This window comes from Sorangium sp. So ce295 (assembly GCF_051527405.1).
In the GTDB taxonomy this organism is placed as follows: domain Bacteria; phylum Myxococcota_A; class Polyangia; order Polyangiales; family Polyangiaceae; genus Sorangium; species Sorangium cellulosum_B.
Genome location: NZ_CP150324.1, coordinates 7,715,750 through 7,740,615 on the forward strand (window position 1 = coordinate 7,715,750; position 24,866 = coordinate 7,740,615).

The 24,866-nt window shown below is 70.7% G+C and carries 21 protein-coding genes; 10 read left to right on the forward strand and 11 right to left on the reverse strand.

The genetic code is table 11. From position 1 onward, the window contains the following. Positions 1 to 66: 66 nt before the first annotated feature. From WMF11_RS29245 to WMF11_RS29260, 4 genes are read right to left on the reverse strand one after another with little or no spacing between them, the layout of a single operon-like run. Complete coding sequence (locus tag WMF11_RS29245) at positions 67 to 1,731, reverse strand: MFS transporter (RefSeq protein WP_437973027.1); 1,665 nt, start codon at positions 1,729 to 1,731, stop codon at positions 67 to 69. Then, complete coding sequence (locus tag WMF11_RS29250; protein WP_437902542.1) at positions 1,728 to 2,501, reverse strand: SDR family NAD(P)-dependent oxidoreductase; 774 nt, start codon at positions 2,499 to 2,501, stop codon at positions 1,728 to 1,730. The genes WMF11_RS29245 and WMF11_RS29250 overlap by 4 nt, the downstream gene beginning before the upstream one ends. Then, positions 2,498 to 3,616, reverse strand: coding sequence for a hypothetical protein (locus WMF11_RS29255; protein ID WP_437973028.1), 1,119 nt, complete (start codon positions 3,614 to 3,616; stop codon positions 2,498 to 2,500). The genes WMF11_RS29250 and WMF11_RS29255 overlap by 4 nt, the downstream gene beginning before the upstream one ends. Beyond that, on the reverse strand, positions 3,613 to 4,854 hold the full coding sequence (locus tag WMF11_RS29260) for an enolase C-terminal domain-like protein (RefSeq protein ID WP_437902544.1): 1,242 nt from the start codon (positions 4,852 to 4,854) through the stop codon (positions 3,613 to 3,615). The genes WMF11_RS29255 and WMF11_RS29260 overlap by 4 nt, the downstream gene beginning before the upstream one ends. Positions 4,855 to 5,601: 747 nt before the next feature. Between WMF11_RS29260 and WMF11_RS29265 the strand changes: the two genes are divergently transcribed. Then, complete coding sequence (locus tag WMF11_RS29265; protein ID WP_437541770.1) at positions 5,602 to 6,462, forward strand: PAS domain-containing protein; 861 nt, start codon at positions 5,602 to 5,604, stop codon at positions 6,460 to 6,462. An 84-nt stretch (positions 6,463 to 6,546) separates the two neighbouring features. Here WMF11_RS29265 and WMF11_RS29270 read toward each other — a convergent pair whose 3' ends face one another. Beyond that, positions 6,547 to 7,158 (reverse strand): antibiotic biosynthesis monooxygenase family protein, encoded by a 612-nt coding sequence (locus WMF11_RS29270; protein ID WP_437973029.1) that lies wholly within the window; start codon positions 7,156 to 7,158, stop codon positions 6,547 to 6,549. A 56-nt stretch (positions 7,159 to 7,214) separates the two neighbouring features. After that, the gene (locus WMF11_RS29275; RefSeq protein WP_437973030.1) at positions 7,215 to 7,658 is read right to left on the reverse strand and encodes a hypothetical protein; all 444 of its coding nucleotides are present in this window, start codon (positions 7,656 to 7,658) and stop codon (positions 7,215 to 7,217) included. 280 nt (positions 7,659 to 7,938) lie between these two features. Between WMF11_RS29275 and WMF11_RS29280 the strand changes: the two genes are divergently transcribed. The 3 genes from WMF11_RS29280 to WMF11_RS29290 all read left to right on the forward strand — a co-directional run bounded on the left by WMF11_RS29280 (position 7,939) and on the right by WMF11_RS29290 (position 12,102). Next, positions 7,939 to 8,475, forward strand: a complete 537-nt coding sequence (locus WMF11_RS29280) for a GNAT family N-acetyltransferase (RefSeq protein ID WP_437973031.1) — start codon at positions 7,939 to 7,941, stop codon at positions 8,473 to 8,475. A gap of 109 nt (positions 8,476 to 8,584) precedes the next feature. Beyond that, positions 8,585 to 9,271 carry an N-acetyltransferase family protein gene (locus tag WMF11_RS29285; protein WP_437973032.1) on the forward strand — a complete coding sequence of 229 codons (687 nt, stop codon included), beginning with the start codon at positions 8,585 to 8,587 and terminating at the stop codon, positions 9,269 to 9,271. A gap of 131 nt (positions 9,272 to 9,402) precedes the next feature. Then, positions 9,403 to 12,102 carry a protein kinase domain-containing protein gene (locus WMF11_RS29290; protein ID WP_437973033.1) on the forward strand — a complete coding sequence of 900 codons (2,700 nt, stop codon included), beginning with the start codon at positions 9,403 to 9,405 and terminating at the stop codon, positions 12,100 to 12,102. 24 nt (positions 12,103 to 12,126) lie between these two features. Here WMF11_RS29290 and WMF11_RS29295 read toward each other — a convergent pair whose 3' ends face one another. Genes WMF11_RS29295 through WMF11_RS29310 form a run of 4 tightly spaced genes read right to left on the reverse strand, consistent with a single transcriptional unit; the run spans position 12,127 to position 16,062 of the window. Further along, a complete protein-coding gene (locus WMF11_RS29295) occupies positions 12,127 to 12,879 on the reverse strand; it encodes a response regulator (protein ID WP_437973034.1) in 753 nt (250 codons plus the stop codon). 14 nt (positions 12,880 to 12,893) lie between these two features. After that, entirely contained in the window at positions 12,894 to 14,429 is a 1,536-nt protein-coding gene (locus WMF11_RS29300; protein WP_437973035.1) for a sensor histidine kinase, read from the reverse strand. After that, complete coding sequence (locus WMF11_RS29305; RefSeq protein ID WP_437973036.1) at positions 14,426 to 15,334, reverse strand: hypothetical protein; 909 nt, start codon at positions 15,332 to 15,334, stop codon at positions 14,426 to 14,428. Before WMF11_RS29305 ends, WMF11_RS29300 begins: the two co-directional genes overlap by 4 nt. Further along, on the reverse strand, positions 15,331 to 16,062 hold the full coding sequence (locus tag WMF11_RS29310) for a sensor histidine kinase (protein ID WP_437973037.1): 732 nt from the start codon (positions 16,060 to 16,062) through the stop codon (positions 15,331 to 15,333). The genes WMF11_RS29305 and WMF11_RS29310 overlap by 4 nt, the downstream gene beginning before the upstream one ends. Positions 16,063 to 17,010: 948 nt before the next feature. On the opposite strand from WMF11_RS29310, the gene WMF11_RS29315 reads away from it, so the two are divergent. The 6 genes from WMF11_RS29315 (at position 17,011) to WMF11_RS29340 (ending at position 23,565) form a co-directional block, all read left to right on the forward strand. Then, complete coding sequence (locus WMF11_RS29315; protein ID WP_437973038.1) at positions 17,011 to 18,084, forward strand: GDSL-type esterase/lipase family protein; 1,074 nt, start codon at positions 17,011 to 17,013, stop codon at positions 18,082 to 18,084. 651 nt (positions 18,085 to 18,735) lie between these two features. Then, the gene (locus WMF11_RS29320; RefSeq protein WP_437973039.1) at positions 18,736 to 19,566 is read left to right on the forward strand and encodes a hypothetical protein; all 831 of its coding nucleotides are present in this window, start codon (positions 18,736 to 18,738) and stop codon (positions 19,564 to 19,566) included. Positions 19,567 to 20,172: 606 nt separating this feature from the next. Next, positions 20,173 to 20,484 carry an IS66 family insertion sequence element accessory protein TnpA gene (gene tnpA / locus WMF11_RS29325; protein ID WP_437973040.1) on the forward strand — a complete coding sequence of 104 codons (312 nt, stop codon included), beginning with the start codon at positions 20,173 to 20,175 and terminating at the stop codon, positions 20,482 to 20,484. Between the two features lie 17 nt (positions 20,485 to 20,501). After that, on the forward strand, positions 20,502 to 20,837 hold the full coding sequence (gene tnpB / locus WMF11_RS29330; protein WP_437973041.1) for an IS66 family insertion sequence element accessory protein TnpB: 336 nt from the start codon (positions 20,502 to 20,504) through the stop codon (positions 20,835 to 20,837). A 50-nt stretch (positions 20,838 to 20,887) separates the two neighbouring features. Beyond that, a complete protein-coding gene (gene tnpC / locus WMF11_RS29335) occupies positions 20,888 to 22,795 on the forward strand; it encodes an IS66 family transposase (protein ID WP_437973042.1) in 1,908 nt (635 codons plus the stop codon). A gap of 83 nt (positions 22,796 to 22,878) precedes the next feature. Further along, positions 22,879 to 23,565, forward strand: a complete 687-nt coding sequence (locus tag WMF11_RS29340; RefSeq protein WP_437973043.1) for an ATP-binding protein — start codon at positions 22,879 to 22,881, stop codon at positions 23,563 to 23,565. Positions 23,566 to 24,004: 439 nt separating this feature from the next. Here the strand turns inward: WMF11_RS29340 and WMF11_RS29345 are convergent, their stop codons facing one another. Beyond that, positions 24,005 to 24,853, reverse strand: coding sequence for a hypothetical protein (locus WMF11_RS29345; protein WP_437973044.1), 849 nt, complete (start codon positions 24,851 to 24,853; stop codon positions 24,005 to 24,007). Between the last annotated feature and the right edge of the window lie 13 nt (positions 24,854 to 24,866).

Here is a 24,866-nt window from a genome sequence, read left to right on the forward strand (position 1 = left end):
GGACAAGCAGGGTTCAAGGGGCCGCCGCCATCGCGGAGATGCGATGCGGCGGGCCGATGGAGGTGATTACCGATCGCCTCCTGGCGCGCGGGACGACTCGACCTCCGCGGCGGACGGGCCTGTGTAGCCCTTGGCGGCGGCGCCCTTCCCCTCGACGATGGGTCGCCCATCGCGGTCGAACTTGACGAGCTCCGCCTTGGTCCCCGCGGCCGTCGGCCAGAGGTACCAGCGCGCGTCCATCCAGCCCACGTGGGCGGCGGGGCCCTCGACCGGCGCGCCCGTCGCTTTCAGCTGGGCCGGCCGCGTCGCCCGGTACTGGTCGACAGAGGTGTACGCAGGACGGTTGAGGGCGAATTGCAGCCCCGCGATGCTGGCGAGCATCACCAGGCCGCCGGCGACGATCGCCGCGTTCGGCACGCGCCGCTTCGGCGCGACCGGCTCGACGCGCGGCAGGATGATGTGCAGCGCGAGCAGGCCGACGAGGTACAGCGTCCCCGCGAGCAGGAACGGCAGGGCGTACGAGCCCGTGGCCGTGAGCGCCCAGCCGACGAAGATCTGGAAGAGCGCCCCGCCGGCGACGCCGAACGCGGTCATGACGCCGACCACCGTGGCCATCGCCGGGCGCGGGAGGGCATCCGAGACGAGCGTGTAGAGGTTGCTGCTCCAGCCCTGGTGCGCTGCCGCGGCGAGCGACAGGATCGCGACCGCGACGTAGATCGTGGGGATGCCCGCGACGCTCGGGACATCGACGAGGAGCCCGACGGACATGACGGGCACCGCGGAGAGCGCACACGCGAGCATCGCGAGCTTCCGCGCCGTGCCGACCGAGCGGCCGCTCGCGATGAGCCTGGAGGACAGCCAGCCGCCGCCGATCGCGCCGCCGTCCGCCACGAGGAACACGACCGGGATGGCGTAGGCCATGAAGGTCGGCTTCAGGTTGAACTCGCTGACAAGGAACTTCGGTAGCCAGGTGAGGTAGAACCACCACGGCGCGTCGGTGAAGAACTTCGCCGCCGCGACCGCGTAGACGGGCCGCATCCCGAACACCTCGCCGACGCCGAGGGCCTCAGTCGCCTCCTTCGGGTCGGAGCGGATGTGCGCGAGTTCCTCGGGCGACACCTTCGGGTGCTCCTCGGGCCGCCGGTAGAGCCGCGTCCAGAAGAAGATCCACACGACGCCGACGCCGCCCAGGATGAGGAAGCAGGTCCGCCATCCGTACGCCTCCGCGATGCGCACCGCCAGGAGCGGGGCCAGGATGGCGCCGACGTTGGAGCCGCAGTTGAACAGCCCGGTCGCGAGCGCCCTCTCCTTCTTGGGGAACCACTCGGCCACGGTGCGGACGGCGGCGGGGAAGTTGCCGGCCTCGCCGACCCCGAGCAGGAAGCGGATCCCGGCGAAGCCGGCGAAGCTGCCGACGATGGCGTGACCGGCCGAGGCGATGTTCCAGAGCAGGAACGTCGCGCTGAGCCCCTTGCGCGGCCCGACGCGGTCGATCCAGCGACCGACGAACACCATGCCGAAGCCGTAGGAGAGCAGGAAGCTCACGTTGATGAGCGCGAGGTCCGTCGGCCCGAGGCGCAGCTCGTTCTCGAAGAACGGGATCAGCAGGGAGAACAGCTGCCGATCGAGGTAGTTGATCGTCGTCGCGAAGAAGAGGAGCGCGCAGATGGTCCAGCGCGTGCGGGACATCACGCCCGCGGTCGCCGGGGCCACGGGAGACGCTGCGGTCATTGGTTCACCCCGGAGGCGAGGAATCCACCGTCGACTGTGATGCTCGTACCGGTGATGAAGCTCACCGCGTCAGAGCAGAGAAAGACGGCCGCTCCGACCAGCTCCTGCGTGTCGCCGAAGCGGCCGAGGGGCGTGCGAGCGAGCAGCTCCTGCCCGCGCGGCGTACCGTTGAGCAGGGCGCGGTTGAGGTCCGTCACGAACACGCCAGGCACGAGCGCGTTCGTCCGGATACCGTGCTTCGCCCACTCGGCGCCGAGGCTCCGCGTGAGCGCCAGCACGGCCGCCTTCGACGCTCCGTAGGCCGCGACCTCGTGGAACGCGACGAAGCTCGACAGCGAGGCGATGTTGACGATGCGGCCCCGGCCGCTGTCCTTCAACGGGCCATAAAAGGCCTGGCAGGCGCGCAGCATGCCAGTGACGTTCGTGTCGAGCAAGCTGCCCCACTCGGCCTCTCCCACCTCGGCGGTGGGCTTCCGGAAGGTCCGACCGGCGCAGTTGACGAGGATGTCGACGCCGCCGAACGCCTCGAGCACGCGGTCGCGCAGGGCGTCGAGCGTCGCGCGATCGCTGACGTCGCACGCCGCCTCGATCGAGCGGACGCCCCGCTCGCGGATCTCGGCGGCGACCGCCTGCACGCGGTCCGCGCGGGTGCCCGTGGCGACGGTGTGGGCGCCCGCCTCGGCGAGGCCGAGGGCGATCGCGCGCCCGATACCCGAGGTGCCACCGACCACGACGGCCGTGCGGCCCGAGATGTCGAAACGGTTCGTCATGCTCCCAGCCAGTCCTTCGCGATGCCCCCGAGGAGCGCCTGCGCGTCGCGCTCGATCTGCGCGTCGGTCGGCGGGACGGGCATCGCCCCGTAGCGCCGGGTCAGCGCTGAAGCGATCGACCGCCGCGAGTGGCGCCACTTGTAGATCAGCTGATCGAGGACGCGCGCGTCGGAGTGCTGCGGCACGAAGGTCGGCCCGAGCATCTCCAGGCGCATCATCGTCGTCTCCTCGATGAGGCTCGGGTTGTTCATGAACCACCAGCAGCCGAACGGCAGGACGTTGGCGAACTTGCGCGCCACGACGCAGAGAGGGTGCGTGTTCTCGCGCGCGAGCGTCGTGACGAGGAAGCGCACGTCGGGGTTCTCCGCGGCGAGCCGCTCGAGCGGGGTCAGGTCGACCGTGCTCACCCCGTCGCCGGCCACGCCGAGGCGGGGGTTCACCGCGCGCCGGACGCCGATCATCATGGCGAACGGCAGCCCGTGATCGCGGCACGCGTCCAGCACGGCCCGGGGCGGCGCGGAGACCTCGTTGACCGAGATCGCCAGGTAGCGCGGCCGCATGCGGGCGATCCACCGCTCGAGCTCGGGCGCGAGATCGCTTGTGTGGATGAGCCGATCGAGGCGCAGCGCCGTGTAAAACCGAGGATCGGGCGTGACGCCCGAGTCCCAGATCGCGCGCTCCACCGGGTCGGTCGGATCGTTCGTCATCGCGAGCGCGCTCACGCCCGAGAGCCGCAGCACGCCCTCGAGGTGATCCTCGACCCGGCGCTCGGCGAAGAAGGCGCGGGCCTCGCGAAGATCCGGCGCGGCGGGGTCGAGCCCGAACGCGGCGAGCACCGTCGCGACGCCCGCGGTGGCCTCGGACAGCGGCGATCGGCGGACGAAGAGCGATGCCCACACGAGATCGGCCTGCGCCTTCTTGTCGAGCGCGAAGAACGCCTCCGGCGTGACCTTCGGCTCGGCGCGCAGGGCCTCGGCGACGAGGTAATGGTACGTGAGGAGCTCGTCGACGCCCCAGAGGTTCAGCGCGGGGAACTGGGGCGCGAAGAGGTGGGTGTGAAGATCGATGATGGGCGCGGCGTCGACGGCCGCGGCCACGCGCTCGGCGAGGGTCATCTCGGCACCTCGGGGATTCGGTCGTCCTTCGGATCGGCCCAGCGGTCGTTCGGCACGGTCGCGCACCAGGCCGGCCGCAGCGGGTCCTTGTCGTACGGATAAGAGCCCAGCCGGCGGTACTCCTCGGCGTAGTGAGCGAGCTTCTCGCGATCGAGGCGGACGCCCAGGCCGGGACCGGCGGGGACGCGGATACGGCCGTTCCGGTACGGGAGCGGGCCTCCCTGGATCACGTCGTCGCGCAGGTGGTGATAGTGCGCGTCGGCGGCGAACGAGAGGTTCGGGATGACGGCACCGAGGTGCAGCATCGTCGCGAGCTGCACGCCGAGCTCGCCCGAGGAGTGGACGGCGACGCCGAGGCCGAACGTCTCGCAGATCCCCGCCGCCTTCACGCACGGCCGGATGCCGCCCCAGAACGTCGTGTCGAGAAGGATGACGTCCACTGCCGTGTCGAGGACGTTCGCGGCGAGCTGCTCGAAGCCCACGACCACGGTGTTCGTCGCGAGCGGCATCCGCACCTTCTCGCGGGTGCGCCGCATCGCGTGGAGGCCGAAGACCGGGTCCTCGAGGTAGTCGTTGTTCAGGTCCTCGATCGCCTGCCCGAAGCGGATTCCCTGCTCCGTCGACCAGACCGCGTTCGGATCGAAGCGGACGCGATCCTTGCCCACGGCGGCGGCGACCGCGCGGTAACACTCGAGCTCGTAGTCCGGGTGGAACACGCCGCCCTTGAGCTTGTGCGAGGTGAACCCGTGCGTCTTCTTCAGCGCCTTCGCCTGCTCGACGAGCTGCGTTGGCGTCCGCACCTCGCCTGACCCGTCGGCGTTCGGGTAGCGGAAGAAGAGATAGGACGCGAACGGCACCTCGTCCTGCAGCTTGCCGCCGAGGAGATCGTGGACCGGCACGCCGAAGGCCTGTCCGAGCAGGTCGAGGCACGCGAACTCCAGCGCGGCGAGGACCTGGGTGCGGTTGTTATAAAGAGAGGCCGTCGGGTTCGCGATCTTGAACCGCATCTCCTCGAGGCGGGCGGGATCGTGGCCGACGAGGTAGCCCTTCATCGCCCGGAACACGGCCTCGGCCGACTCGCCGCCGCCGCCCATCTCACCGAGGCCGATCAGCCCGTTATCCGCCTCGATCTCGACGATCGTGCGCACGAAGCGACCCCAGTGACAGCCGTTGGCGTGACGCAGGGGCGCTTCTAGCGGCACGGTGACGGTGGTGGCGCGGATGTCGACGATTTTCATGCGGGACGGGACTCCAGGGGCCCCAGCGGTCCAATGTGCCTCAACAAAGGCATCCCACCGGAGCAGGGACACCTGCCTCGGCGCGCCTCGCTCGATCTTCTTCGTGCAGAATACGGGGAATGAATCGGCAAGGTGGTGAGTTCTCTAGGTGCAGGCCTTGCTTGCGCGGAGGCCTGCCGTACGGCCCCGATGAATTCCCGGACGGTGCCCGAGTGATCACGCCTCGCGGTCGAATCTGGACGGAGAGCTCGATCTCGTCGACGACGCCGCGGGGGACCTCCGGGAGGGCGCGCCGAGGTCGCTGCCGCGCCGCGCTGTCACGCCGGAGCCACGCCGGGGTTCTTCTCTCGGTTCTCGCCGGTGAAGCGCGGGAGGTGGGCGCGGAGGTCGCCGCCCCCCTCCGGCTTGCTGCCGGCGAGGAGACCCGCGAGAGGACGCCGGCAGGGTCGCCCCTCGGCGCGCGACGAGCGCGGAAACAGACGAGGCAGACGAGGCAGACGAGGCAGACGAGGCAGACGAGGCAGACGAGGCAGACGAAGTAAAATCGAGTTCGCGCGGTTCGCGTCGAACCCTCGCTTCATCATGTAGCGGCAGTTAGCAAGGCGAGGCACACTCAGGCGCTCCCTGAAGCGGGGCGCACGTCTCCCGGTCTCCGCGGTGATCCGCCGCATTTCTGCCCTTGCATGGCCATCCACGATGGCTGATAAAGGGAGACTGGTCGGGGTCGGGGGAGATGGGATTGGCTGAATGGCGTTCACACTCCGCTGCATCGACGTCTCGGACTGGAAGACCTTCGGGCTGCTCCAGCTCGTGATCGACACCATCCCGGATCCCATCTTCGTCAAGGATCGGCAACATCGCTGGATCGCCTGCAACCCGGGCTTCTGCAGGTTGATCGGGCAGCGCTACGACGATCTGATCGGCCGCAGCGACCCGGACTACTGGCCGAAGGAGCAGGCCGAGGTCTTCTGGAGCTACGACGACGCCGTCTTCAACTCGGGTGAGCCGAGCGAGAACGAGGAGAGCGCCACGGGCTCGGACGGGGTGGCGCGCACGATCTGGACCCGCAAGTTCCCCATGAAGAACGCGCAGGGGGAGGTGGTCGGCCTGTGCGGGCTCATCACGGACATCACCGACCTGAAGCAGCGGCACATGGAGGCCGAGCGGATGGCGGCCGAGAACCGCGAGCAGCGCGCCATCATCCAGATGCAGGCCGAGCTGCTCGATCGGGTGGCCATGCCGGTCATCCAGGTCTGGGAGGGGATCCTGCTCATCCCGCTGGTCGGCGAGATGAGCGATCGGCGCGCGGCCCAGGCGCTGGAGAGCCTGCTCGCGGCCATCGGGCAGCGGCGCGCGGAGTTCGTGATCCTCGACATCACCGGCGTGCCGGTGATCGACTCCGCCGTGGCGCGCCACCTGGTGCGCGCCGTGCAGGCGGCAGAGCTGCTCGGCTGCCGGAGCGTGATGGTGGGCATCGGCCCGGAGATCGCCAGGACGCTCGTCGGGCTGGGCATCGACTTCGGCCGGATCACCACGCAAGGCACGCTCCAGAGCGGGCTCGCCTACGCGATGAGCCGCCTCAGCACGCAGCGCGCGGCCGCCCGCTGAGCCCGGGGCATGCCCCGCCGGCGCAGGCGTCGCCGGGCGCGGGCGTCGCCGGAGAACGCAGGGCGAGGCCGCCGCCGCGCCGGCTCATGGCGCCGGAGCGTCGAGCGCCCGGATGCGACGGACCGAGTCGGCCAGCGTGATGCCATCGGCCTCGGCCGTCTCCCAGTGGGTGACGACATAGGTGGGCTCGAGCAGCTCGTTCGCGGCGTCGATCCCCGCGAGGTGGGCCGGGCTCATGACGAACTCGTACATCGCGTCGGTCGAGGCCCACACGGCCAGCGTGCGCCCGGAGCCGCAGGACGGCGACGTGCCCAGCTGGAGGGCCAGGAGGCCGGGCTGCGACGCGAGCTGCGCCTGGATCGCCCCGAAGATCGGCACGTATCGCTCCATCACGGCGTCGCCCGGCCGTGGGACCCCGTACGTCGCGCTGACCGTGTACGACGACCCCTCCGGAGGCGGCCGGAGCTTCCCGGTCTCCGGATCGACGCCGGGCCCGCTCAGCGGCTCTGCTTCCAGATCGGCTTCGAGCACGCCCCCCGTGCACTCCGGGAGGGGAGGGTCGGTCGTCTTCCCGCCGGAATCGGAGCTGCACCCCGACAGGATCGCGCCGAGCGCCGCGATGACGGCGGCGGCGAGCGCGCCCGAGGATCGCGCGATCGTCGCGCTCGGCATCTGGTCGAATCCACGTGTCGTCATGGTCATGGTCCTCTCTGCTCTGTCCGTTGCCGGAGGCTCTGTCCGTTGTCGGGGGCTCAGTCAGCGCGCGAGACGATCCCGAAGACGAGGTCCGGGAACGTCCGCGCGAGGCGGCGTGAGTGGAAATTCGCCTTGCGACCCATGCTCCGCACCTGCACCGGGGTGCCGGGCGGCGGCGCGTCGCCGACGGTGACAGCCCATGTGAGGCTCTCGCCGGTGCGCACGGCGACATAGGTGTACGAGCCGGCCGGAAGTCGCTCCTCGACCAGGCCGGCGATGGGCGCCCGGTCGGCGGCGCCGCGGGAGAGCTGGCCGAGCGGGTTCCCGGCCGCCGCGTCGAGCGGCCCGGCGGCCACAGAAGGCGTGTCGAGCCGCCACGCGAGCACGACGAAGAGCGCCGCGAAGACCGTGAGGCCGAGCAGCGGCTTCACGAGCCGGCGCCGGGCGGATCGCGGCGCGGAGCTCCGCGCCGCCGCGCGGGCCGAGGAGACGAGCGTCATCTGTGACTCCTTGCGAGCACGCCTCGGGCCTCCCTCCGTGGGGGGCGCCGCGGCGTGACTGGATGGACCTCGGTTCCCGGACGCGCGCGGAACGTTCAATCGACGCCGCTCTTTCGTCCGCGACGGCCAAAAAGCAGAAATTTCACAGGGAGGCGAGGAGGCGGGGAGCGAGAGACGGCAAGAGAAAGAGTTTCATTTTTTCTTCCTCCCCGCCTCCTCGCCTCCCTGTGAAATTTCTCCGGGCTTCAACGGGATCGTTGCTCTAGCCTGCGCAGCCCCGATGACATCAACGTTCATCCGACCTGCCGTCGAGTCCGACCTGCCTCACCTGCCCGAGATCGAGCGCTCGGCGAGCGACGCGTTCCGGGGAACGGACCTCGACGTCGAGGCCCTGGCGAACGTGACGCCGGCGGAGGGCTGGCGCGGCGCGCTCCGGGCCGGGACGCTCTGGGTGATGGACGACGGCGCCGGCGAGCCGATCGCGTTCCTGGGCGCCGAGGCGGCCGGGGAGGAGCTCCACATCCGCGAGATCGACGTCGTCCTCGACCGCCAGGGGCAAGGGCTGGGGCGACGCCTGCTCGCCCACGTCATCGCGTGGGCGCGGGCCGCGAGGCTGAAGGCGCTGACCCTGACCACCTTCCGGACCGTCCCCTGGAATGGGCCGTTCTACGCCTCCATGGGCTTCCGCGAGCTGTCGCCGGCCGAGGCGTCCCCGCGGCTCGCGCAGATCCTCGAGAACGAGGCGCGCCAGGGCCTCGATCCGGCGCAGCGCTGCGCCATGCGGCTCGACCTCGATCGCGGCGACAGCGCTTCGTAACGGCTCCTGTCCAACGCGGTCCACGCCGCGATCGGGCCTTCGAACGGACTGAGCGCCTCCGCGAACAGCCCTCTTGGGGGGAGCGAGCCGCCATGATAGGGCTCGATCCATGAGCACCGCGTGGGACTGGGTCGTTCCGATTCGACAGAAGCACTTCGGCGAGCCGCTCGCAGGCCTCTACCCGCTCGAGCGCCTCGCCGACGGCGAGGCCTACTGGGCGCTGCACAAAGCCGAGCTGCTCCGCCATTTCCCGCCCGAGGTCTTCTTCAACCTCCAGGCGCTGTCCGGCGAGGAGGGGGAGCGCGCCCGGGCCCGCCTCACGGCGTCGGAGGGAGCCCACAGCCTCGCAGACTTCTGGGCGGTGCGCGACGGCGAGGCGGTCGTGGCCATGTTCTCGGGCCACCAGCGGGACGCGGAGACCTACCGGATGTGGCACTCGGTCATTCACCCCGACTACCGCCGGCGCGGCCTGTACCGGGAGTTCCTCCGCCGGGTCCTCGCGTACACGCGAGAGCTCGGCTTCGACTACGTGGTCAGCGAGCACGCCCCTGGCAACAACGCGGTGCTCATCGCCAAGCTGAAAGCAGGGTTCCGCATCGTCGCCATGGATATCGACGCCGCCACGGGCCCCGGCCTGAACCTCAGGTATTTTCACAACGAGGCGCACCTCAGGGTCTATGAGTACCGCTGCGGCCTGGCCACGCTCGACGAGCGCCTCCTCGCGGCCGGCACCGGCGCGATGCCGCTCCTGCTGGAGCAGGTCCGGCGCGGATCGGGCGCCGACCCGACGACATAACGCATCGAGACAACCCTGCCTCCCGACAGACCGGCTGGGCTCGCCTTCGCACCCCGCGCGGGCGTCACGGCACGGTCACGCCGTTCGTCCGCCTTGCCTCACGCTCCAATGAGAGTGCATCCTTCACGCGCATGCTGCCTGGCAGGCTGCTGGACGGCCGCTTCGAGCTGGCGGAGATCGCCGGATCCGGAGGCATGGGCACCGTTTACCGGGCCTTCGATCGCTCGAGCGGGACGGTGGTCGCCGTCAAGCTGCTGCGCAAGGCGGCGGACGCGCGCGCGCAGGCGCGCTTTCTCCGCGAGGCAGAGACGCTCTCCCGGCTGGAGCACCCCCACATCGTGCGCTACGCGACGCACGGCATGGCGCCGACGGGGGAGCTGTACCTCGCGATGGAGTGGCTCTCCGGCGAGAGCCTCTCGGATCGGCTGGCGCGGCAGGAGCTGCGCATCGACGAGTCGATCGCCCTCGTGAGGACGGTGGCAGACGCGCTCGGCGCGGCGCACGCGCGCGGGATCGTGCACCGCGACATCAAGCCCAGCAACCTCTTCCTGGTCGAAGGCGCGCTCGATCGGGTCAAGCTCCTCGACTTCGGCATCGCGCAGCTGGCCGACGCCTCGAAGCGGCTGACGCGGACGGAGGCGGTGCTGGGCACGCTGGGCTACATGGCCCCGGAGCAGGCGCGGGGCGAGCGGGACAGCCTGGACGCGCGCGCGGACATCTTCTCGCTCGGATGCGTGCTCTACGAGTGCCTCACCGGGAAGCCGGCGTTCCGCAAGCAACACCCGATGGCGCTCGTGTGGAAGCTGCTCCTGGAGGAGCCGCCGAGGGCGAGGGAGCTGCGGCCCGACGTGCCCCACGCGCTCGACGAGCTCGTCGCGCAGATGCTGGCCAAGGATCCCTCGGCGCGGCCGGAGGACGGCGCGGCCGTGGCGCGCACCCTGGACACGCTCGGCGCCTGGACGAGGAGCAAGGTGTCCTCGGCCCCCCTTCCCGGCGCCGTCATCACCACGGGCGAGAAGCGTCTGGTCTCGATGGTGGCGGTCCGGCCGGCGCAAGCCTCGTTCTTCGAGTCGACAGAGTCGCTCGATCTGCACGCGTCACCGCCGAACACGCTCGCCGTGGTGCGCCGCGCGGCCATGCCGCTGAGCGCGCAGGTGGAGGAGCTCGGCGACGGGATGGTGGTGACGCTCGTGGTGAGCGCGGGCGGCGCGACCGACCAGGCGGCGCTCGTGGCGCGCTGCGCGCTCGAGATCTGCGCGCAGCTCCCCGGCGCGGCGGTCGTGCTGGTGACGGGGTGGGGCGAGCCGGCGGGTCGATCGCCGCTCAGCGAGGTGCTGGACAGGGCGGCCGCCCTGCTGGACGAGGCCGCCGCGCCCGGCCGCGCGGAGAGCCGGCGCGAGGGGGTCCACATCGACGCGGTGACGCGCGCCCTGCTCGACGTGCGCTTCGAGGTCGTGGAGCGGGGCGGGCTCTCCTGGCTCAAGGCCGAGCGCGAGATCGGCGAGGGGCCGCGCAAGCTCCTGGGCAAGCCGAGCCCCCACGTCGGGCGCGAGCGGGAGCTGCGCCACCTGCTCGACCTCGTCGACGAGAGCTTCGCCGAGCGGCGCGCCGCGGTGGCGCTGGTGACCGCCGCGGCGGGCATGGGCAAATCGCGCCTGCGCCACGAGGCCGTCGAGGTGCTGCGCCAGCGCCACCCCGACGTGAGCCTGAGCGTCGCCCGCGGCGACTCCATCGGCACGGGCGCCGCGTTCGCGATGCTCGCCGGATCGCTGCGGGCCGCGCTCGGGATCGCCGCGGGCGAGGCCGTCGACGCGCGGCGACGGAAGCTCGCGCAGGCCCTCGCGCCGCTCTTCTCGGGCGAGGAAGGGCTCCGGGTGGGCGGGTTCCTTGGCGAGCTGCTCGGCGTCGCTGCCCTCCCCGACGAGGGCCTGCCGGCGCTGCGGGCCGCGCGGCACAATCCGGCGCTGATGGCCGAGGGGATCCAGCGCGCGTACCTCGACTACGCGCGCGCCGTGACGGCCGCGCGCCCCGTGCTCGTCGTGCTCGAGGATCTCCACTGGGGGGACGCGCCCTCGATGGGGATCTTCGACCGGGCGCTGCGGGAGCTCGGCGACCGGCCGTACGCGGTGCTCGCCTTCGCCCGGCCCGAGGTTCACGCGGTCTTCCCGAGGCTCTGGGCCGACCGGGGCCTCTCGGAGCTCCGGTTGCGCGAGCTGCCTGCCCGCGCGGCCGAGCAGCTCGTGCGGAGCGCGCTCGGCGGCGCGGGCAGGCAGCTCGCGCCCGGGGATATCTCCGCGCTCATCCAGCGGGCCGGGGGCAATGCCTTCTATCTCGAAGAGCTCATCCGCGCCCTTTCGGAAGGGCGCGGCGGCGCGCTGCCGGAGACGGTGCTGGGCATGGCGGAGGCGCGCCTCGCGGCGCTCGGGCCCGAAGCGCGGCGGCAGCTGCGGGCGGCGAGCGTCTTCGGGGAGGTCGCCTGGGTGGGCGGCGTGCGCGCGTTGCTCGGCGCCGGGACGTCGGGGACGAGCGAGCGCGACGCGTGGGACGAGCTGGTCGAGCGCGAGATCATCGAGCGCCGGCCGAGCTCCCGGTTCGCGGGCGAGGAGGAGATCGCCTTCTGCCACCCGCTCTTGCGGGAGGGGGCCTACGCGATGCTGACGGATCGCGACCGGGCGCTCGGCCACCGGCTCGCCGGCGAGTGGCTGCTCGAGGCCGGCGAGCAGGATCCGAGGGTGCTGGCCGACCACTTCGCGCGGGGCGACGACCCCGCGCGCGCCGCGGAGCAGCACCTGCGCGCGGCCGAGCTGGCCAGCTGGCCGAGCGCTACCTGAGCCGACGCCGGCGCGACGTCGCCGTCATCCCTGCGCCGCGTCCCCGCGTGCGCGGGCGATCGTGTGGATGAGCTCGCGCGCGTCGAACGGCTTGTGCAGGCACGCGTACCCGCCCTTGGTCATGATCGCGCTGACCATCTCCGGGACCGCGTGGCCGGTCATGGCGATCACCGTGACGCGCTTCTTCAGCCCCCGCATCTGCGCGCACGTCGTCACGCCGTCCTGATCGGGCATGACGAGATCGAGCACGCAGACGTCGATGCCCCGCTCGACGACGTACTGGACGGCGGCCCGCCCATCGTGGACGGCGAGGGCCGACAGCCCCGCGGCCCGGAGCACCGCCACGATCGAGTCGGCGACCTTCGGGATGTCGTCCACCACGAGGACGGCGGGCGAGTCCACCGCGCGAGCGACGATGCGCGCGAGGTGGTCCATCGAGAACGGCTTGTGGATCACCGTGTACACCCCCTCGGCGATCGCCTCCTCGATGAGCCGCTCGAGCGCGAACGCGGTCATCAGCACGACGGTGAGCTCCGGCTGGATCCTCTTGAGCTCCCGGAACGTCTCGACGCCGTTGAGCCCGGGCATGCGGATGTCGCTGATGACCAGCGTGAACGCCTGCTGCCGGACGAGCTCGAGCGCGTGGATGCCGTCTTTCGCCTCCACCACCTCGTAGCCCTCGAGCTCGAGGCTGGCGGCGAGCGTGATGCGCATGCCCTCCTCGTCGTCGATCACGAGCACCCGCTTGCCCCGCTGCGCGGCCTCCTGCACCTGCATGGCTTGCCCCCCCGTCATACGCCCTGAGTTCCGGTCGGCGTCAGCGCTGGCTCGGCGGCCTCAAGCTCCTCGCGCACCGGCAGCCGCACGACGAAGGTCGTGCCGTTGCCGAGCGAGCTCGTCGCCTCGATCGTGCCGCCGTGCCGCTCCACGATCCCGGCGCTGATCGCCAGGCCGAGGCCCGTCCCCTTCAGCTTGGTGCTGAACAGCGGCTCGAAGATCCGCGCGAGCGTCTCCTCGGAGATGCCCGTCCCGTCGTCGGCGACCGAGAGCGTCACCCCGTCGCCCGTCCGCTCCGCGGCGATGCGCACGCGCCCCTCGCGCTCGGCCGGGATCGCCTCGGCCGCGTTCTGGATCAGGTTCACGAGCACCTGCCGGAACTGGTCCTTGTCGATCTCCACGACGGGGAGCGTGTCCGGCACGTCGTTGTCGACGCGCACGCGCGGCGGGATCTCGACGACCGAGATGGCGTCGTCCACGAGGGGCCTCAGCGCGCACGCCGCGAAGCGCGGCCGCCGCTCGCGCGCGAAGTCGAGCAGGTTGCCGATGATCTTGGCGCACGCGGCGAGCTCCTTCTCGATGATCGAGAGGAACTGCGCCACGCGGGGCTCCGCGCCGAGCTCGGTCCCTGCGATGCGCTTCTTGAGGTAATGGTTCGCGTTCCGGACGGCGCCCAGCGGGTTCCTCAGGTCGTGCCCGACGCTCGCCGCGAGCTGCCCCACCGCCGCGAGCTTCTCCATGCGCATCCTGGCCTCCTGGGCGTCGCGGAGGCTGGAGGCCATCTCGTTGAACGCCGCGCTCATGCGGCCGAACTCGTGCTCATCGAGCACCGAGAGGCGCAGCCCGAGATCCCCCTGGGCGATCCGCCGGGAGCCGTCGAGCAGCGCGTTGAAGCCGCGGTCCACCGAGCGGAGGAGCCGCCCGAGCAGCACGACGAGGACGAGCAGCGCGCCGCCGGTCGCCGCCGCGCCGAGCAACGCCACCCGCGCCCGGAGGTGGCGCTCGTCGTCGAGGATCCTGGCCACGTCGCGCTCCGCGTCGTGCACGGCCGCGCCGAGGTGCGGGAGGAACCCCGCCTTGTACTCGCGGTCGGAGAGCCGCACGAACATCTCGTGTCGCTCGTTCGTGCGCTCGCGCTCGACGTGGGTCGTGGCCGCCACGCCCTCGACGATCCGCGCAAAGCTCTCTCGCATGAAGCGGATGTGCTCGATCTCCTCCGTCGATTCCTCGTCGCTCTCCCTGATCTCCTCGTCGGCGATCATCGCCCTCTTGCGCGCCTCGATGGCGTCGAGATCGCGCACCGTGGCCTCGGCCGCGCTCGCGAGCTCCTCGCTGACGCTGCCGTGGAGCACCGACTTGACCGCCTCGTTCATGTAGCGGCTGGCGTGGCTGGCGAGGGTGACGTGCAGCTTCAGGTCCTCGTAGGACGTCTCGGCGCGCCGCTGAAAGACGAGCATCTCCGCGATGGCGAAGTAGAAGGCGCCGCCGGCGACGAGGACCGCCGCGAGCGCGACGCCGAAGATGGCGGCCAGTGTGGCTCGAATGCTCATGGGGAGCGGCTCCTGCTTGCGTGCTTCACGTGGTCGTCGCCGTCGCCCGCGAGCTCGATCTCCCTCGTGACGAGGAGCATGAGCCCGGCGTCGGGGGCCTCCCCCGCGAGGCCGAGCTCGAGCGCGGCGCCGAGCTCCAGGCCGGGCGCCGGGTGCCAGAGCACGCCGGGCGCGAGGAGCAGCGACGTCGTGTCTTCGATCTCTGCGGCGAGCTCGAGGGTCGGCACCACGTCGCCGAGCGGCAGGATCACACCCAGCGAGGCGCCAGGGCTGAGCTCGATGTCCTCGCGCGCGTCGCTCCCGGCGGCCGGGAGCCGGATCTCGGCCGACGCGGAGATGCCCACGTGCACGCGCCCGATCGCCTTGTCGAGGCTCACGAACGGCTCCAGCGCGTAACCCGGCGCGCCGAGCTCGCGCGCGCCGGCGGGGAACCCGGCCCCGAGCCCCGCGGACAGCGCGAGCCCGAGCCCCCGCTCGTTGACGAGGTTGTACAGGGCCTCCAGCTCGACAGAGCCGAGCCCGGCCACGACGCCGCTGTCCTGGCGCGCGAGCTCCAGGGGGAGCTCTCCCCCGAGCTGCAGGCGATCGGTGATCCCGAGCTCCAGCAGCAGCGGGATGCGGAAGCCGACATGGCGCCCGTCGCGTTCCCACCTCGGCGCGCTCGTGATCTGCAGCTCGAGCGCCTCCTGCGGAAAGGCCGTCTCGCCGAGGAACAGCTCCTCGATCGGCGGCCGCGCCGCCTCGTCCTCTGCCTCCGTCCGCTCCGGCTCCGCGGGCGCGGCCGCCGTCGACGCGACCAGGAGCGAGACCAGCGAGGCCCGGGGGCGCGCCCGCCGCGCGGACGGCCCGGCCGCTGGCTCCCGGGCCGCCGGCGCGCGCCCTGCGGGCGGACCGCCCACGCTCACGGCGCCGGCTCCGATCCGGCGTCGCGGAGCGCCGGCGCGGCGGCGAGCGGCAGCGCGATGACGACCGACGAGCCGTGCGCCCGAGGCTCGACGGCGAGCGACCCGCTGTAGCGACGGGCGACCCGCCTCGCGATGTTCAGCCCCAGGCCGGAGTGCCCCGGCTTGGTCGTGGTGAACGGCCGCAGGATCGCCTCGCTGTCCGCCTCGCAGGGGACAATCGCCGCGTCCGTGACCTCGATGCAGTACCGCGCGGCGCTCGAGGTGCCCCGAACCGTGACCACGCCGTCCTCGGGCGTCGACACCACGGCGCTCTCGATCAGGCACCGCACCGCGACGGCGAGCTCGATCGGGTCCGCCTCGACCTCGCCGTCCTGAGCCGAGAGGACGATGCGGGCCCCGGACGCGCCGATGCGCGCGCACGCCGCCGCGCGGCGCACGCAGCCCGCCGCGCTCACGCACACGCTCCTGCGGGTGAAGAGCCTCGCGGCGTCGACCGACTCCTCGAGCCGCGCGCTCGCCGCGACCACCTCCTCGTCGATGATCCCGAAGAACTCCTCGATCCTCGGATCCGCCGTGTAGGCCGCGTCGCGCGCGACCTTCCGCTTGATGTAGAACGACGCATTCCGGACGATCGCAAAGCGGTTGCGCAGGTCGTGACGCAGGACGGACAGGATCTCGTCCGCGACCGCGGCCTGCTCCGCCGCACCCAGGGGATCCCAGCTGTTCATGCTGATCCTCGCTCCTCGGCCCTCGCGCGCGGCGCGGCTCGCCCGTCGCCGCCAGCGAGGAGCACTCGAACCCTTCTCTGCACCATCGCGCCGGCGCCGCCGTCGTCTCGACCGTGCGAGAGCCTGGAATGAGTTCTTAAAGACACTGACACAAGCGCCGTCCCCCTGGGGCCATCGCGCGCCCGAGCCTCGCGCCGCTGCCTCGCGGGCGCACAGGAGCACGCCTGGCCGATCCGTGCCATTGGTCACGTTTGCACGTCTGCACGTCTGCACGTCTGGTGCGACGCCAGCCCTCAATCAGCGTCACCCTTGATAAACATACGTGACAAAGTTTGTGTCAGTCAACGGCATAGTAATGCCCTCCACAGCACATCTCCGTTCAAAGGATTTCCGTCCACCTTCCGCCCTCATGCTCCTTGCGCTCCGCTGCCCTGCCCTGCCCTGCATCACCGTGATGGCCTCGGTCGCCAAGCCAGCTGGCCAATCCGTCGCCGGACATCGCCGTGTGTCGTGAACGAACCGCCGCGCGTCTCCTCTCCACGGGCGTGGCGTCGGTGCGCTGGGTGGACAGGCGGGCGCGCTCGCGCCGGGCGCTCGCGTCGACCTCGATTCTGCCACCGCTTCAAATTTGCGATGGGCGTGCGCCGGAGCGCATCCCGGCACGCAGATCCGAAAAAAAACTCCTGTCCGTGATTGGTTGGGAGCCGTTCCCGACACAGTGACGCGAGCCGTGCTCGCCCCCCGTCATCCCCGCCGCTCGCCTCGCCGGCGTTGCCTTGCCGCTCGCGGCGCGCCCTGCGCCCGCATCGGCGCGCGCCCGTCGTGCCGCCGGCCCGGCACCTCGACCGAGCGTGCCCTGGCGGCCTGCGGGACCGGGAGGCGAAGGGCCAGCGCCATCCGGCGTGGATGGGCTGATGCTCGTGTCGTGACTGGAGGAAAGGCATGTTCATGGACTGGAACGTTCGATCGGCCGTGCGCGCGCGCGGCCGGATGCTTGCCCGGGTGTGCTGTCTCGCGCTGCTCACCGCCGCCTGCTCCCCTGATCCGGAGGCGGCCCCGGGCGGCGCCGGCGGAGGCGGGGGGACGGGCGGCGCCGGCGGGAGCTCGCAACCGGAAGGGAGCAGCTCGAGCGCGAGCGCGGGCAGCACCGCGATCTCGGCCGGCTCCACGGGCGGCGCGGGGGCCGGGGGCGACGCGCCCGCCGGCTCGGGAGGCTCGGCGGGATCTGCAGGTGGGCCGAGCGGCAGCGGCGGCGCGGGCGACGGCGGCGCGGGCGGCGCGGGGCCGCCGCAGGACATCACGATCTGGATCGCGGGGGACTCCACGGTCGCCAACGGACAGACCCCCTGCCCGGCGGGCTGGGGCGGCCAGTTCGCGGCGCTCTTCGACGACCGGGTCACCGTGGTGAACAGCGCCGTCGGCGGCCGCAGCGTGCGCACGTGGCTCTACAACGTGCAGACCACCATGGATAGCGCGGGCGAGTGCGAGCTCGCGCGCGACGCGAGCGGCGAGCCCGTGCTGCAGGCCAGGTGGGTCCAGATGCTCGACGGCATGAAGCGGGGCGATTATCTGTTCATCCAGTTCGGCATCAACGACGGCTCGCGCACGTGCGATCGGCACGTGGGGCTCGACGCCTTCAAGTCGAGCTACGGGATGATGGCCCGCGCCGCGGAGGAGCGAGGCGCCCAGCCCGTGTTCGTGACCCCCGTGAGCGCGATCTCCTGCAACGGGAGCACGGCCCGGGGGACGCGCGGCGGCTACGTGACCGCGACCCACGAGGCGGGCAAGGAGTACGGCGTGCCGGTCATCGACCTGCACGAGCTCAGCATTGCGCTTTACAACACCCTGGGCTTCTGCCCTGTCCCCGGGGGCGACGTGAGCGCGACGACAAGCGGCCCCGTAGGCGAGTTCTTCTGCGATGATCACACCCACTTCTCGCGCTCCGGCGCGGAGCAGATCGCGAAGGTCATGGCCGGCGCCGTCCGCGATCAGAAGCTCGGCCTGGCCGCGTACCTCGAGTGATCCGCGCCGGCGCGCGCCGGCCAGAGCCGCGCCGCCCTCGCGGCGCGGGCCCCCTCGGAACCTGACGAATCCCCTCCTTTTGTTGTTGGCACTTCAGCGAGAAAAAGAAATTGAACAGGGAGGCGGGGAGACGGGGAGATTCATGGGATTTCACTCCCCGTCTCCCCGCCTCCCCGTGAATCTCTCCGAAAAACTCGAGGGGATGATTCAGCCTGTGTATCGCCGGAAGTAAAGGCTGCTACGGGCGTTTGGAGCCCTGCGGGAGCTTGGCGCCGCTCGCTCAGATCGTGAAGTCGTTTGCCGGTACGCGCGTCGAAGACGCTGGCGACGGAGTCTACGCCGTAGGTCGCGACGATCGCACCGTCGGCGCTCACGGTCGCGAAGGAGAACTTCCTCGTCGCCTTCTCTCCGAGCTTCCACGAGAGGCGCCGAAGACCTGTCGGATCATCGAACCGAATCCTATTCGGCTCCGTTGCCTTTCAGCGCTCCATCGGTCGTCATTCTCGGACGTGCGAGCCGGCCCGCGCACATGGGGTGACCATCGGGTCTGGACAGGCGTCGATGTCGCGGCCGAGCCCACCGCGATCGAGGGCCAAGCGGCATTCGGGCGACCTGCTACCGGTCCGGCCGCGGATCGAGTACTTGATCTCGGTGACGCGCCATCTGCTCGGCCTCTCCGCGTTGATCTCCGGTCTTGTCCTCGCCGGATGCAACGCGATCTCGGGTATCGGCAGCCTGACCTTCGACGGCGTGGGCGCGAGCGGAGGAGGCGGCGCCCCGCCTGGCGATGGGGGTGGCGGGTCGGGCGGCGACGGCGGTGAGGCGGGCGGCGGCGGTGAGGCAGGCGGCGCGGGCGGCGGCGGTGAGGCGGGCGGCGCGGGCGGCGGCGGCGAGTGCGACGGGGAGCCGTGCCCGGCGCCGACAGGCGTCGACGTCGTGGAGCAGACCTACACCGAGCTGCGCGGCAGCCCCGGTACGGCCACCCCTGCCATGGACCGGTGCCCGGAGAGCCAGGTGCTCCTCGGGTTTCGAGGGTCCCTGGGACCGCTGGGGGATTCGCTCATCCATGCCAAGATCCAGGCCCAGTGCGGCCACCTGGAGCTCACGGGAGACGGCCCGTACGCCATCACCATGATGCCCGGCGACGTAACCCCTTTCCGGGGCAGCGAGGGCCCCGAACCCTGGGAGATGCTGTGCCCGGAGAACGAGGTGGTGGTGGGCTTCAGCGGTTCGTCTGGCAGGTACCTCGATCTCCTCTTCATCGCTTGTGCGCCGCTCCTCGTGACGGGACCTCCCGGCGATCTCCGCGTCGAGCTCGGCGCCGTCACGTGGCCGGACGGCGTGGGCGGCGACGGCGGCGGCGAGTTCCCGGACACCTTCTGCGGTGCAGACCAGGTCGCGAACCTCGTTCAGACCGTCGTCGAGGGCGGAGCCATCGGCGCCTTCGGCCTGGGCTGCACGACGCCCTCGCTCACGTACTGACCCGCCCACGCTTGCGCCGGGGGGGGCGCGCTCTTCATGCGTCAGATGCGAGAGATTTTGCGATCCGACGGATCTTTCCTGGGACTGAAGAGCTCTCTGCACAAAGATCAATGAGCTCGATTGGTTCTGATTGAGGCTCGACCGCATGAGCTTTTGGCGTGGCCCAACTGTTGACGCTCGGCAGCGGCTCGCGGCAAGTCCGTGGCCCCGGGCGCCGGACGCGACGCCCAGCTGATCGCTCCTCGGCATCGCCGGCAGCTGCCGCGGGCACCGAGGCAGCGTCGCCGCCCGCCGGGCGCGCCGCTCGCCGGCTTTGACGCGCTGGCGCGCCCTCGTCGACGCTCCCCCTAGCGCGTGGTGTTCGTCGCCTTGTCGACAGTGCCGGCTCCGTAGGCGCATCGGCCGCGCTCGGCTTCGACCTGCGCCTGCGAACGACTACGCTGGCCGCGGCGCCGGGAGCCATCGCGCCTTCCGCCACTCGCTGCCGGTCTCCGCCACGCTGTTTCGTAGGCCGCTCTCGCCCTCGCATCGCGCCGCGAATCTACGTAAGCGCTGCGCGAAGCGCCGTCTCACCCCGGCTGCGCTGTCCAGTTCATGATGGCGTGCATGACAAGGACGAAGGCGACCGAAGTGGTGTGGTCCGAGCGCGTTCGGGCGTGGCGCGAGAGTGGTGAAACGGCGGAGGAGTTCGCTCGGAGCCGCGGATTTGCGGCCTCGACGCTGCACGGCTGGTCGAGCCGGCTGTCACGAGCCGAGCCCCCGCGCTTTCTGCGCCTGGTGCCGAAGGCGCCCGCCGTGACGAGCAGCGCTGCGGAGCTCGTCGTCGAGGTCGGCGGCGCGCGGGTGCGCGTCGCCGCGGGGTTCGACCCCGCGCTGCTGGCGGAGGTGGTCCGTGCCCTCGGCGGAGCGGCGCGATGATTCCGGCGGGCGTGCAGGTGTTCGTCGCGCTGGAGCCGGTGGACATGCGCTACGGCTTCGAGCGGCTTTCGGGTCTCATCCGTGAGCGTGTGGGGTACGAGGCGCGCTGCGGAGCGCTGTTCGCGTTCGTCGGCAAGCGGCGGACCACGATCAAGATTCTCTTCTTCGATGGCAGTGGAATCTGCCTGTTTTCAAAACGCCTCGATCGCGGAGCGTTCGCACTTCCCGACCCCCCGACCGAGGGCGCCACGCACGTCGAGGTGGACGACGCGACGCTCGAGACGCTGCTCGACGGCATCGAGATCGCGCCCACGTCCAAACCGCGAAGGCGCGCACCGCGCCGCGTCCACTGAGCCGCACGAATTCGCTCGACAAGTACGCGCGGCTTACGTAGAGCGGCGTCGTGCACGACGCCGCCGCCAAGCCGACGCTCTCGGCCGAGCAGCAGCGCATCGCGCAGCTCGAAGCGGAGCTCGCCGCGGCAAAGAGCGAGCTCGTGGGAGCGCGCGATGCGCTCGCGCAGCTTCGGCGCGCCTACACCCGTGCGCTCGAGCAGCTGCAGCTTCTGCGACGTCGACTGTTCGTGGCCAAGGCGGAGCGCGCCGAGGTGAGCGCGGAGCAGCTGGCGTTCGACTCGATGTTCCTCGAGGTCCAGCGCCTCGAGAAGGCACTCGACGCCGCCGAGCGCAACAGGGGCGACGAGCGGCAGCGCGACGACCCCAAGGGGCCGAAACGAAGGTCCGGCGGCAACGGCCGTCGCGACCTGTCCGAGTCCGACCTGCCCGTCGTCCGCATTGAGCTCTCCTGCCCCGAGCTCGACGCGACGGCGACCCGCATCGGGGTCGAGGAGACCTCGCGACTCGGCTACGAGCGCGGCGGAATGCGCCGCATCGTGCTCGCACGCGTCGTGTACAAGGCCGAGCGGTCCGTCACGGATGCGAGCAGCTTTGGCGAGGGGGAAGCGACCCCGCTCCAGGTCGTCGCGAGAGACGCCCCGACGCCGACGCCCGCTGCGAGCGTCAGCCCGGAGGGCACGGCAGCGGCCGGCGAGCCGAGCGCTTCCTCCACAGCGCTCGACGCGCCCTCGCTCGACGCGCCGCCGCCGGCGCCGAAGGGCGAGACCTGCACGGTCTTCATCACGACGCCGCTTCCGAAAGAGCTGTTCCGGCGGTCGTTCCTCGCGCCGTCGATGATTGCGCACATCCTCACCAGCAAGTACCTGCTCGGCGTCCCGTTCTATCGACTGGAGCAGCAGCTGGAGCTTCAGGGCGCGTCGCTCGATCGCGGCACGATGTGCCGCTACGCCGAAGACGTCGGTGCGACCCTGGGCGCCATCGTCGAGGCCGCGCGCAAAGAGGCCTTCGAGACCGCCTTCTGCCTGTCCACGGACGCCACCGGGGTCTCCATCCAGCCTGGGCCCATCCAGGAGCGCAAGGACAAGAAGCCCGGGCCGTGCCGCAAGGGACACTTCTTCGTCGTCCTCGCGGACAAGGATCACGTCTTCTTCGAGTACCAGCCCAAGCATACCAGCGCTGCGGTCTGCGAGATGTTCCGCGGCTTCTCTCGGTATATTCAAGCTGACGCTCACGCCATCTATGACGCCCTCTTCCGCGGCACACCACCAAGAGGCGCTGCTGCCGACGAGAAGCGCGGTCCGCCCCCGACCGAAGTCGGATGCTGGTCGCATTGCCGTACCAACTTCTGGGAGGCGGCGGTCTGCAAGCACGAGCTCGGTGTCGAGGGGCTGCGGCGCATCAACGTCATCTTCGCTGCCGATCGCGCGCTCGCGGATCTTGCGCCCGCGCAGCGCAAGGTGCGCCGCGATGCCGTCGTCCGCCCTCTGGTGGACGCGTTCTTTGCCTGGGCCAGGGCCGAGCACGCTCGTCCTCGCGAGCGCGGCCTGGTCTCCACCGCGCTCGGCTACGCCCTCAACCAAGAGCAGCCGTTGCGGCGCTTCCTCGACGACGGTCGGCTGCGCCTGGAGAACAACGCCAGCGAGCGAGCGCTCAGATCCATTGCGGTTGCGAGAAAGTCCTGGCTCTTCTTCGGCAGCGACGACCACGCCTCCGCCGCGGCCAACCTCTTCTCGCTCGTGGCGAGCTGCAAGCTGCACGGGCTCGACCCGGAGGCCTACCTGGCCGACGTCATTCGCGCGATGCCCTACTGGCCGCGGGACCGCTACCTCGAGCTCGCCCCCAGGTACTGGGCGCGCTCCCGCGCCCGGCTCGTCGCCGACGAGCTGAACCTCGCCCTCGGGCCGATCACCGTCCCGCCTCCGCTTCCCGCGGAAGAGCAGCGCGCGACGAGCTGACCGAGCCGGTTCCATCGCCCCCATCCTGCACCAGCTGACCGAGGTTGGGGCCGACGGCGCTTCATGCAGCGCTTACGTTGCTCATGCTGCTCACCGACGAGATCGCGCGTCGCGAGGCCAGCGCGACGGAGAGCCGCGTACGCGACGCCGGGCTCGACCCGGCCATGCGCCTGGAGCTCTGGGACAAGACCGCGAAGGTCAGCTTCGACAAGCGTCTGCTCGGAGGGTTCACGAGCCTACGCTTCCTCGAAGAGCACAAGCACATCGTCATCCTCGGCTCTGTCGGCGTGGGCAAGACCTACCTCGCGAACGCGCTCGGACACCTCGCCTGCCAGCACGGCTACAGCGTGCGCTTCTTGCGCGCGGACGCGATGCTGCGCAGGCTGCGCCAGAGCAGACTCGACAACTCACGCGACGCCGAGATGATCGCGCTCACGACCGTCGACCTGCTCATCCTCGACGACTTTGCGCTCGAGGCGATGAACAAGGAAGAGAGCCGCGACGTGTACCAGCTCTTCCTCGAACGCACAGGCAACGCTTCGATGATCGTCACGAGCAATCGCGACACGGCCGAGTGGCTCGCGATGTTCGACGACGTGCTGCTCGCGCAGAGCGCCGTCGATCGGTTCAAGAACGCGGCGTTCGACTTCATCATCGAGGGGGAGTCGTACAGACCGCGGCTCAAGCCGAAGCTCGACGAGAGCGCCACGGCCGCGCCGGTGCCCGCGCGCAGCAAGCCGCCCTCCCACCCACGCAGCAGGCGGCGATGACCGCTGCGGCCCCGGCGAGGACGTCGAGCCCGGGGCCGCGCCTCTGACCCCTCGCTCCGATCGGCGTGCCTCGCCCCCCTCGTCGACGGGAGCGCGGGTGTCGCCGGGGGCGGGGTGTACCTGCCTGCTCCTGAGCGTCGCTGACCCTGCTCGGGATCTACCGGGGGGCCTGGGTGGCCCCATGACCCTGCGAAAAGAGAGACGTCGCCGGTCGCTGCGCGCCCGGCTCCGGGGACCTCGACACGCTTCGCGGTCTCGGGCATGGTCGAGACCGATCACGGCGTCTCCCCCCTGGCCCCATGACCCTGCGACGGGGTGGCCCCATGACCCTGCGACGTGGCACAACGCGAATCTCTCCAAGGCGAATCTCGCCAACGCGAACCTCTCCGGGCCGGTAGATTCCTTGGGCTCAGACCGCTGTCCCGAATGCGCATCCCGTTCACGGGGGCAGGCCTTCGAGGTCGTCCCAAGGATGGTGCAGACGCTCTTCGACGAGCCAGCGCACCATGCTCGTGAACTCCGCCGAGCGTGATCCGAGTTCTCCGAGTTCCTGCCACACGCGGCGCTGCGCGTTAACGTCGTGGCACCGAAGAGCCTTCACGAAATCGTCAAGAGCCTTCGATGTCTTCAATGCGATCTTGCTACGACGGACAACGAGATCGTTCCGGTTAAGTCCACAGGTCACAATTGTCGCGTACCCCTCGGGGGACATAGGCGCCAAAAATCCGTCTATCGTCCAACGAAAGTGATCGCGTGTACGAAAAGCCGATCCAGGGTCCAGCAAAAGTGGTCTCTCAGTAGCCTCGACGCCTTCGACGCACGTCGGGCGCGGCGGAGTAACCGGGAAGAGATTTCGCTTCCATCCCTGGTTGCAGGTCTTGCAGGACAGCGAGTAGTTGTTCCAGTGAAATGCGAGCCACCAGTACCCAGGACCGACGTCTACTTCACGCGGCGGCGTGTCGCTCACGAAGTGAGGTTCGCCAACCCACTCCGTGATCCGCACTTTGGGTCGGTAGTGCTCCACGTCGAGTTCTCGCTTCCCTGGGCGCTGCTGCTCGCACCAGACACACTTCGGCAACCACAGTTCGTGGCCCAGCAACGCCTCCTTGTGGAGCCCTCTCCGCTGCTTCCCGCGCTGCCATGAGGCCGTCCACAACTCTCGGTTCTTGAACATGTCGCCGTGTGGCACACCGTTCCGCCCTGTGATTTCCGCGCGAACATCGTCCAGAACTTTGTCGGCATCGCCAGCGAAGTCTTCATGTGCAACAGGGCGCTTCCAAGGCATCATGGTGTTGTTCTCC

Bases quoted from the DNA above. Each gene is read 5' to 3' on its own strand.
- WMF11_RS29245 (WP_437973027.1), bottom strand. From the start codon at position 1,731: ATGACCGCAGCGTCTCCCGTGGCCCCGGCGACCGCGGGCGTGATGTCC.
- WMF11_RS29250 (WP_437902542.1), bottom strand. From the start codon at position 2,501: ATGACGAACCGTTTCGACATCTCGGGCCGCACGGCCGTCGTGGTCGGT.
- WMF11_RS29255 (WP_437973028.1), bottom strand. From the start codon at position 3,616: ATGACCCTCGCCGAGCGCGTGGCCGCGGCCGTCGACGCCGCGCCCATC.
- WMF11_RS29260 (WP_437902544.1), bottom strand. From the start codon at position 4,854: ATGAAAATCGTCGACATCCGCGCCACCACCGTCACCGTGCCGCTAGAA.
- WMF11_RS29265 (WP_437541770.1), top strand. From the start codon at position 5,602: ATGGCGTTCACACTCCGCTGCATCGACGTCTCGGACTGGAAGACCTTC.
- WMF11_RS29270 (WP_437973029.1), bottom strand. From the start codon at position 7,158: ATGACGACACGTGGATTCGACCAGATGCCGAGCGCGACGATCGCGCGA.
- WMF11_RS29275 (WP_437973030.1), bottom strand. From the start codon at position 7,658: ATGACGCTCGTCTCCTCGGCCCGCGCGGCGGCGCGGAGCTCCGCGCCG.
- WMF11_RS29280 (WP_437973031.1), top strand. From the start codon at position 7,939: ATGACATCAACGTTCATCCGACCTGCCGTCGAGTCCGACCTGCCTCAC.
- WMF11_RS29285 (WP_437973032.1), top strand. From the start codon at position 8,585: ATGAGCACCGCGTGGGACTGGGTCGTTCCGATTCGACAGAAGCACTTC.
- WMF11_RS29290 (WP_437973033.1), top strand. From the start codon at position 9,403: ATGCTGCCTGGCAGGCTGCTGGACGGCCGCTTCGAGCTGGCGGAGATC.
- WMF11_RS29295 (WP_437973034.1), bottom strand. From the start codon at position 12,879: ATGCAGGTGCAGGAGGCCGCGCAGCGGGGCAAGCGGGTGCTCGTGATC.
- WMF11_RS29300 (WP_437973035.1), bottom strand. From the start codon at position 14,429: ATGAGCATTCGAGCCACACTGGCCGCCATCTTCGGCGTCGCGCTCGCG.
- WMF11_RS29310 (WP_437973037.1), bottom strand. From the start codon at position 16,062: ATGAACAGCTGGGATCCCCTGGGTGCGGCGGAGCAGGCCGCGGTCGCG.
- WMF11_RS29315 (WP_437973038.1), top strand. From the start codon at position 17,011: ATGGACTGGAACGTTCGATCGGCCGTGCGCGCGCGCGGCCGGATGCTT.
- tnpA (WP_437973040.1), top strand. From the start codon at position 20,173: ATGACAAGGACGAAGGCGACCGAAGTGGTGTGGTCCGAGCGCGTTCGG.
- WMF11_RS29340 (WP_437973043.1), top strand. From the start codon at position 22,879: ATGCTGCTCACCGACGAGATCGCGCGTCGCGAGGCCAGCGCGACGGAG.
- WMF11_RS29345 (WP_437973044.1), bottom strand. From the start codon at position 24,853: ATGATGCCTTGGAAGCGCCCTGTTGCACATGAAGACTTCGCTGGCGAT.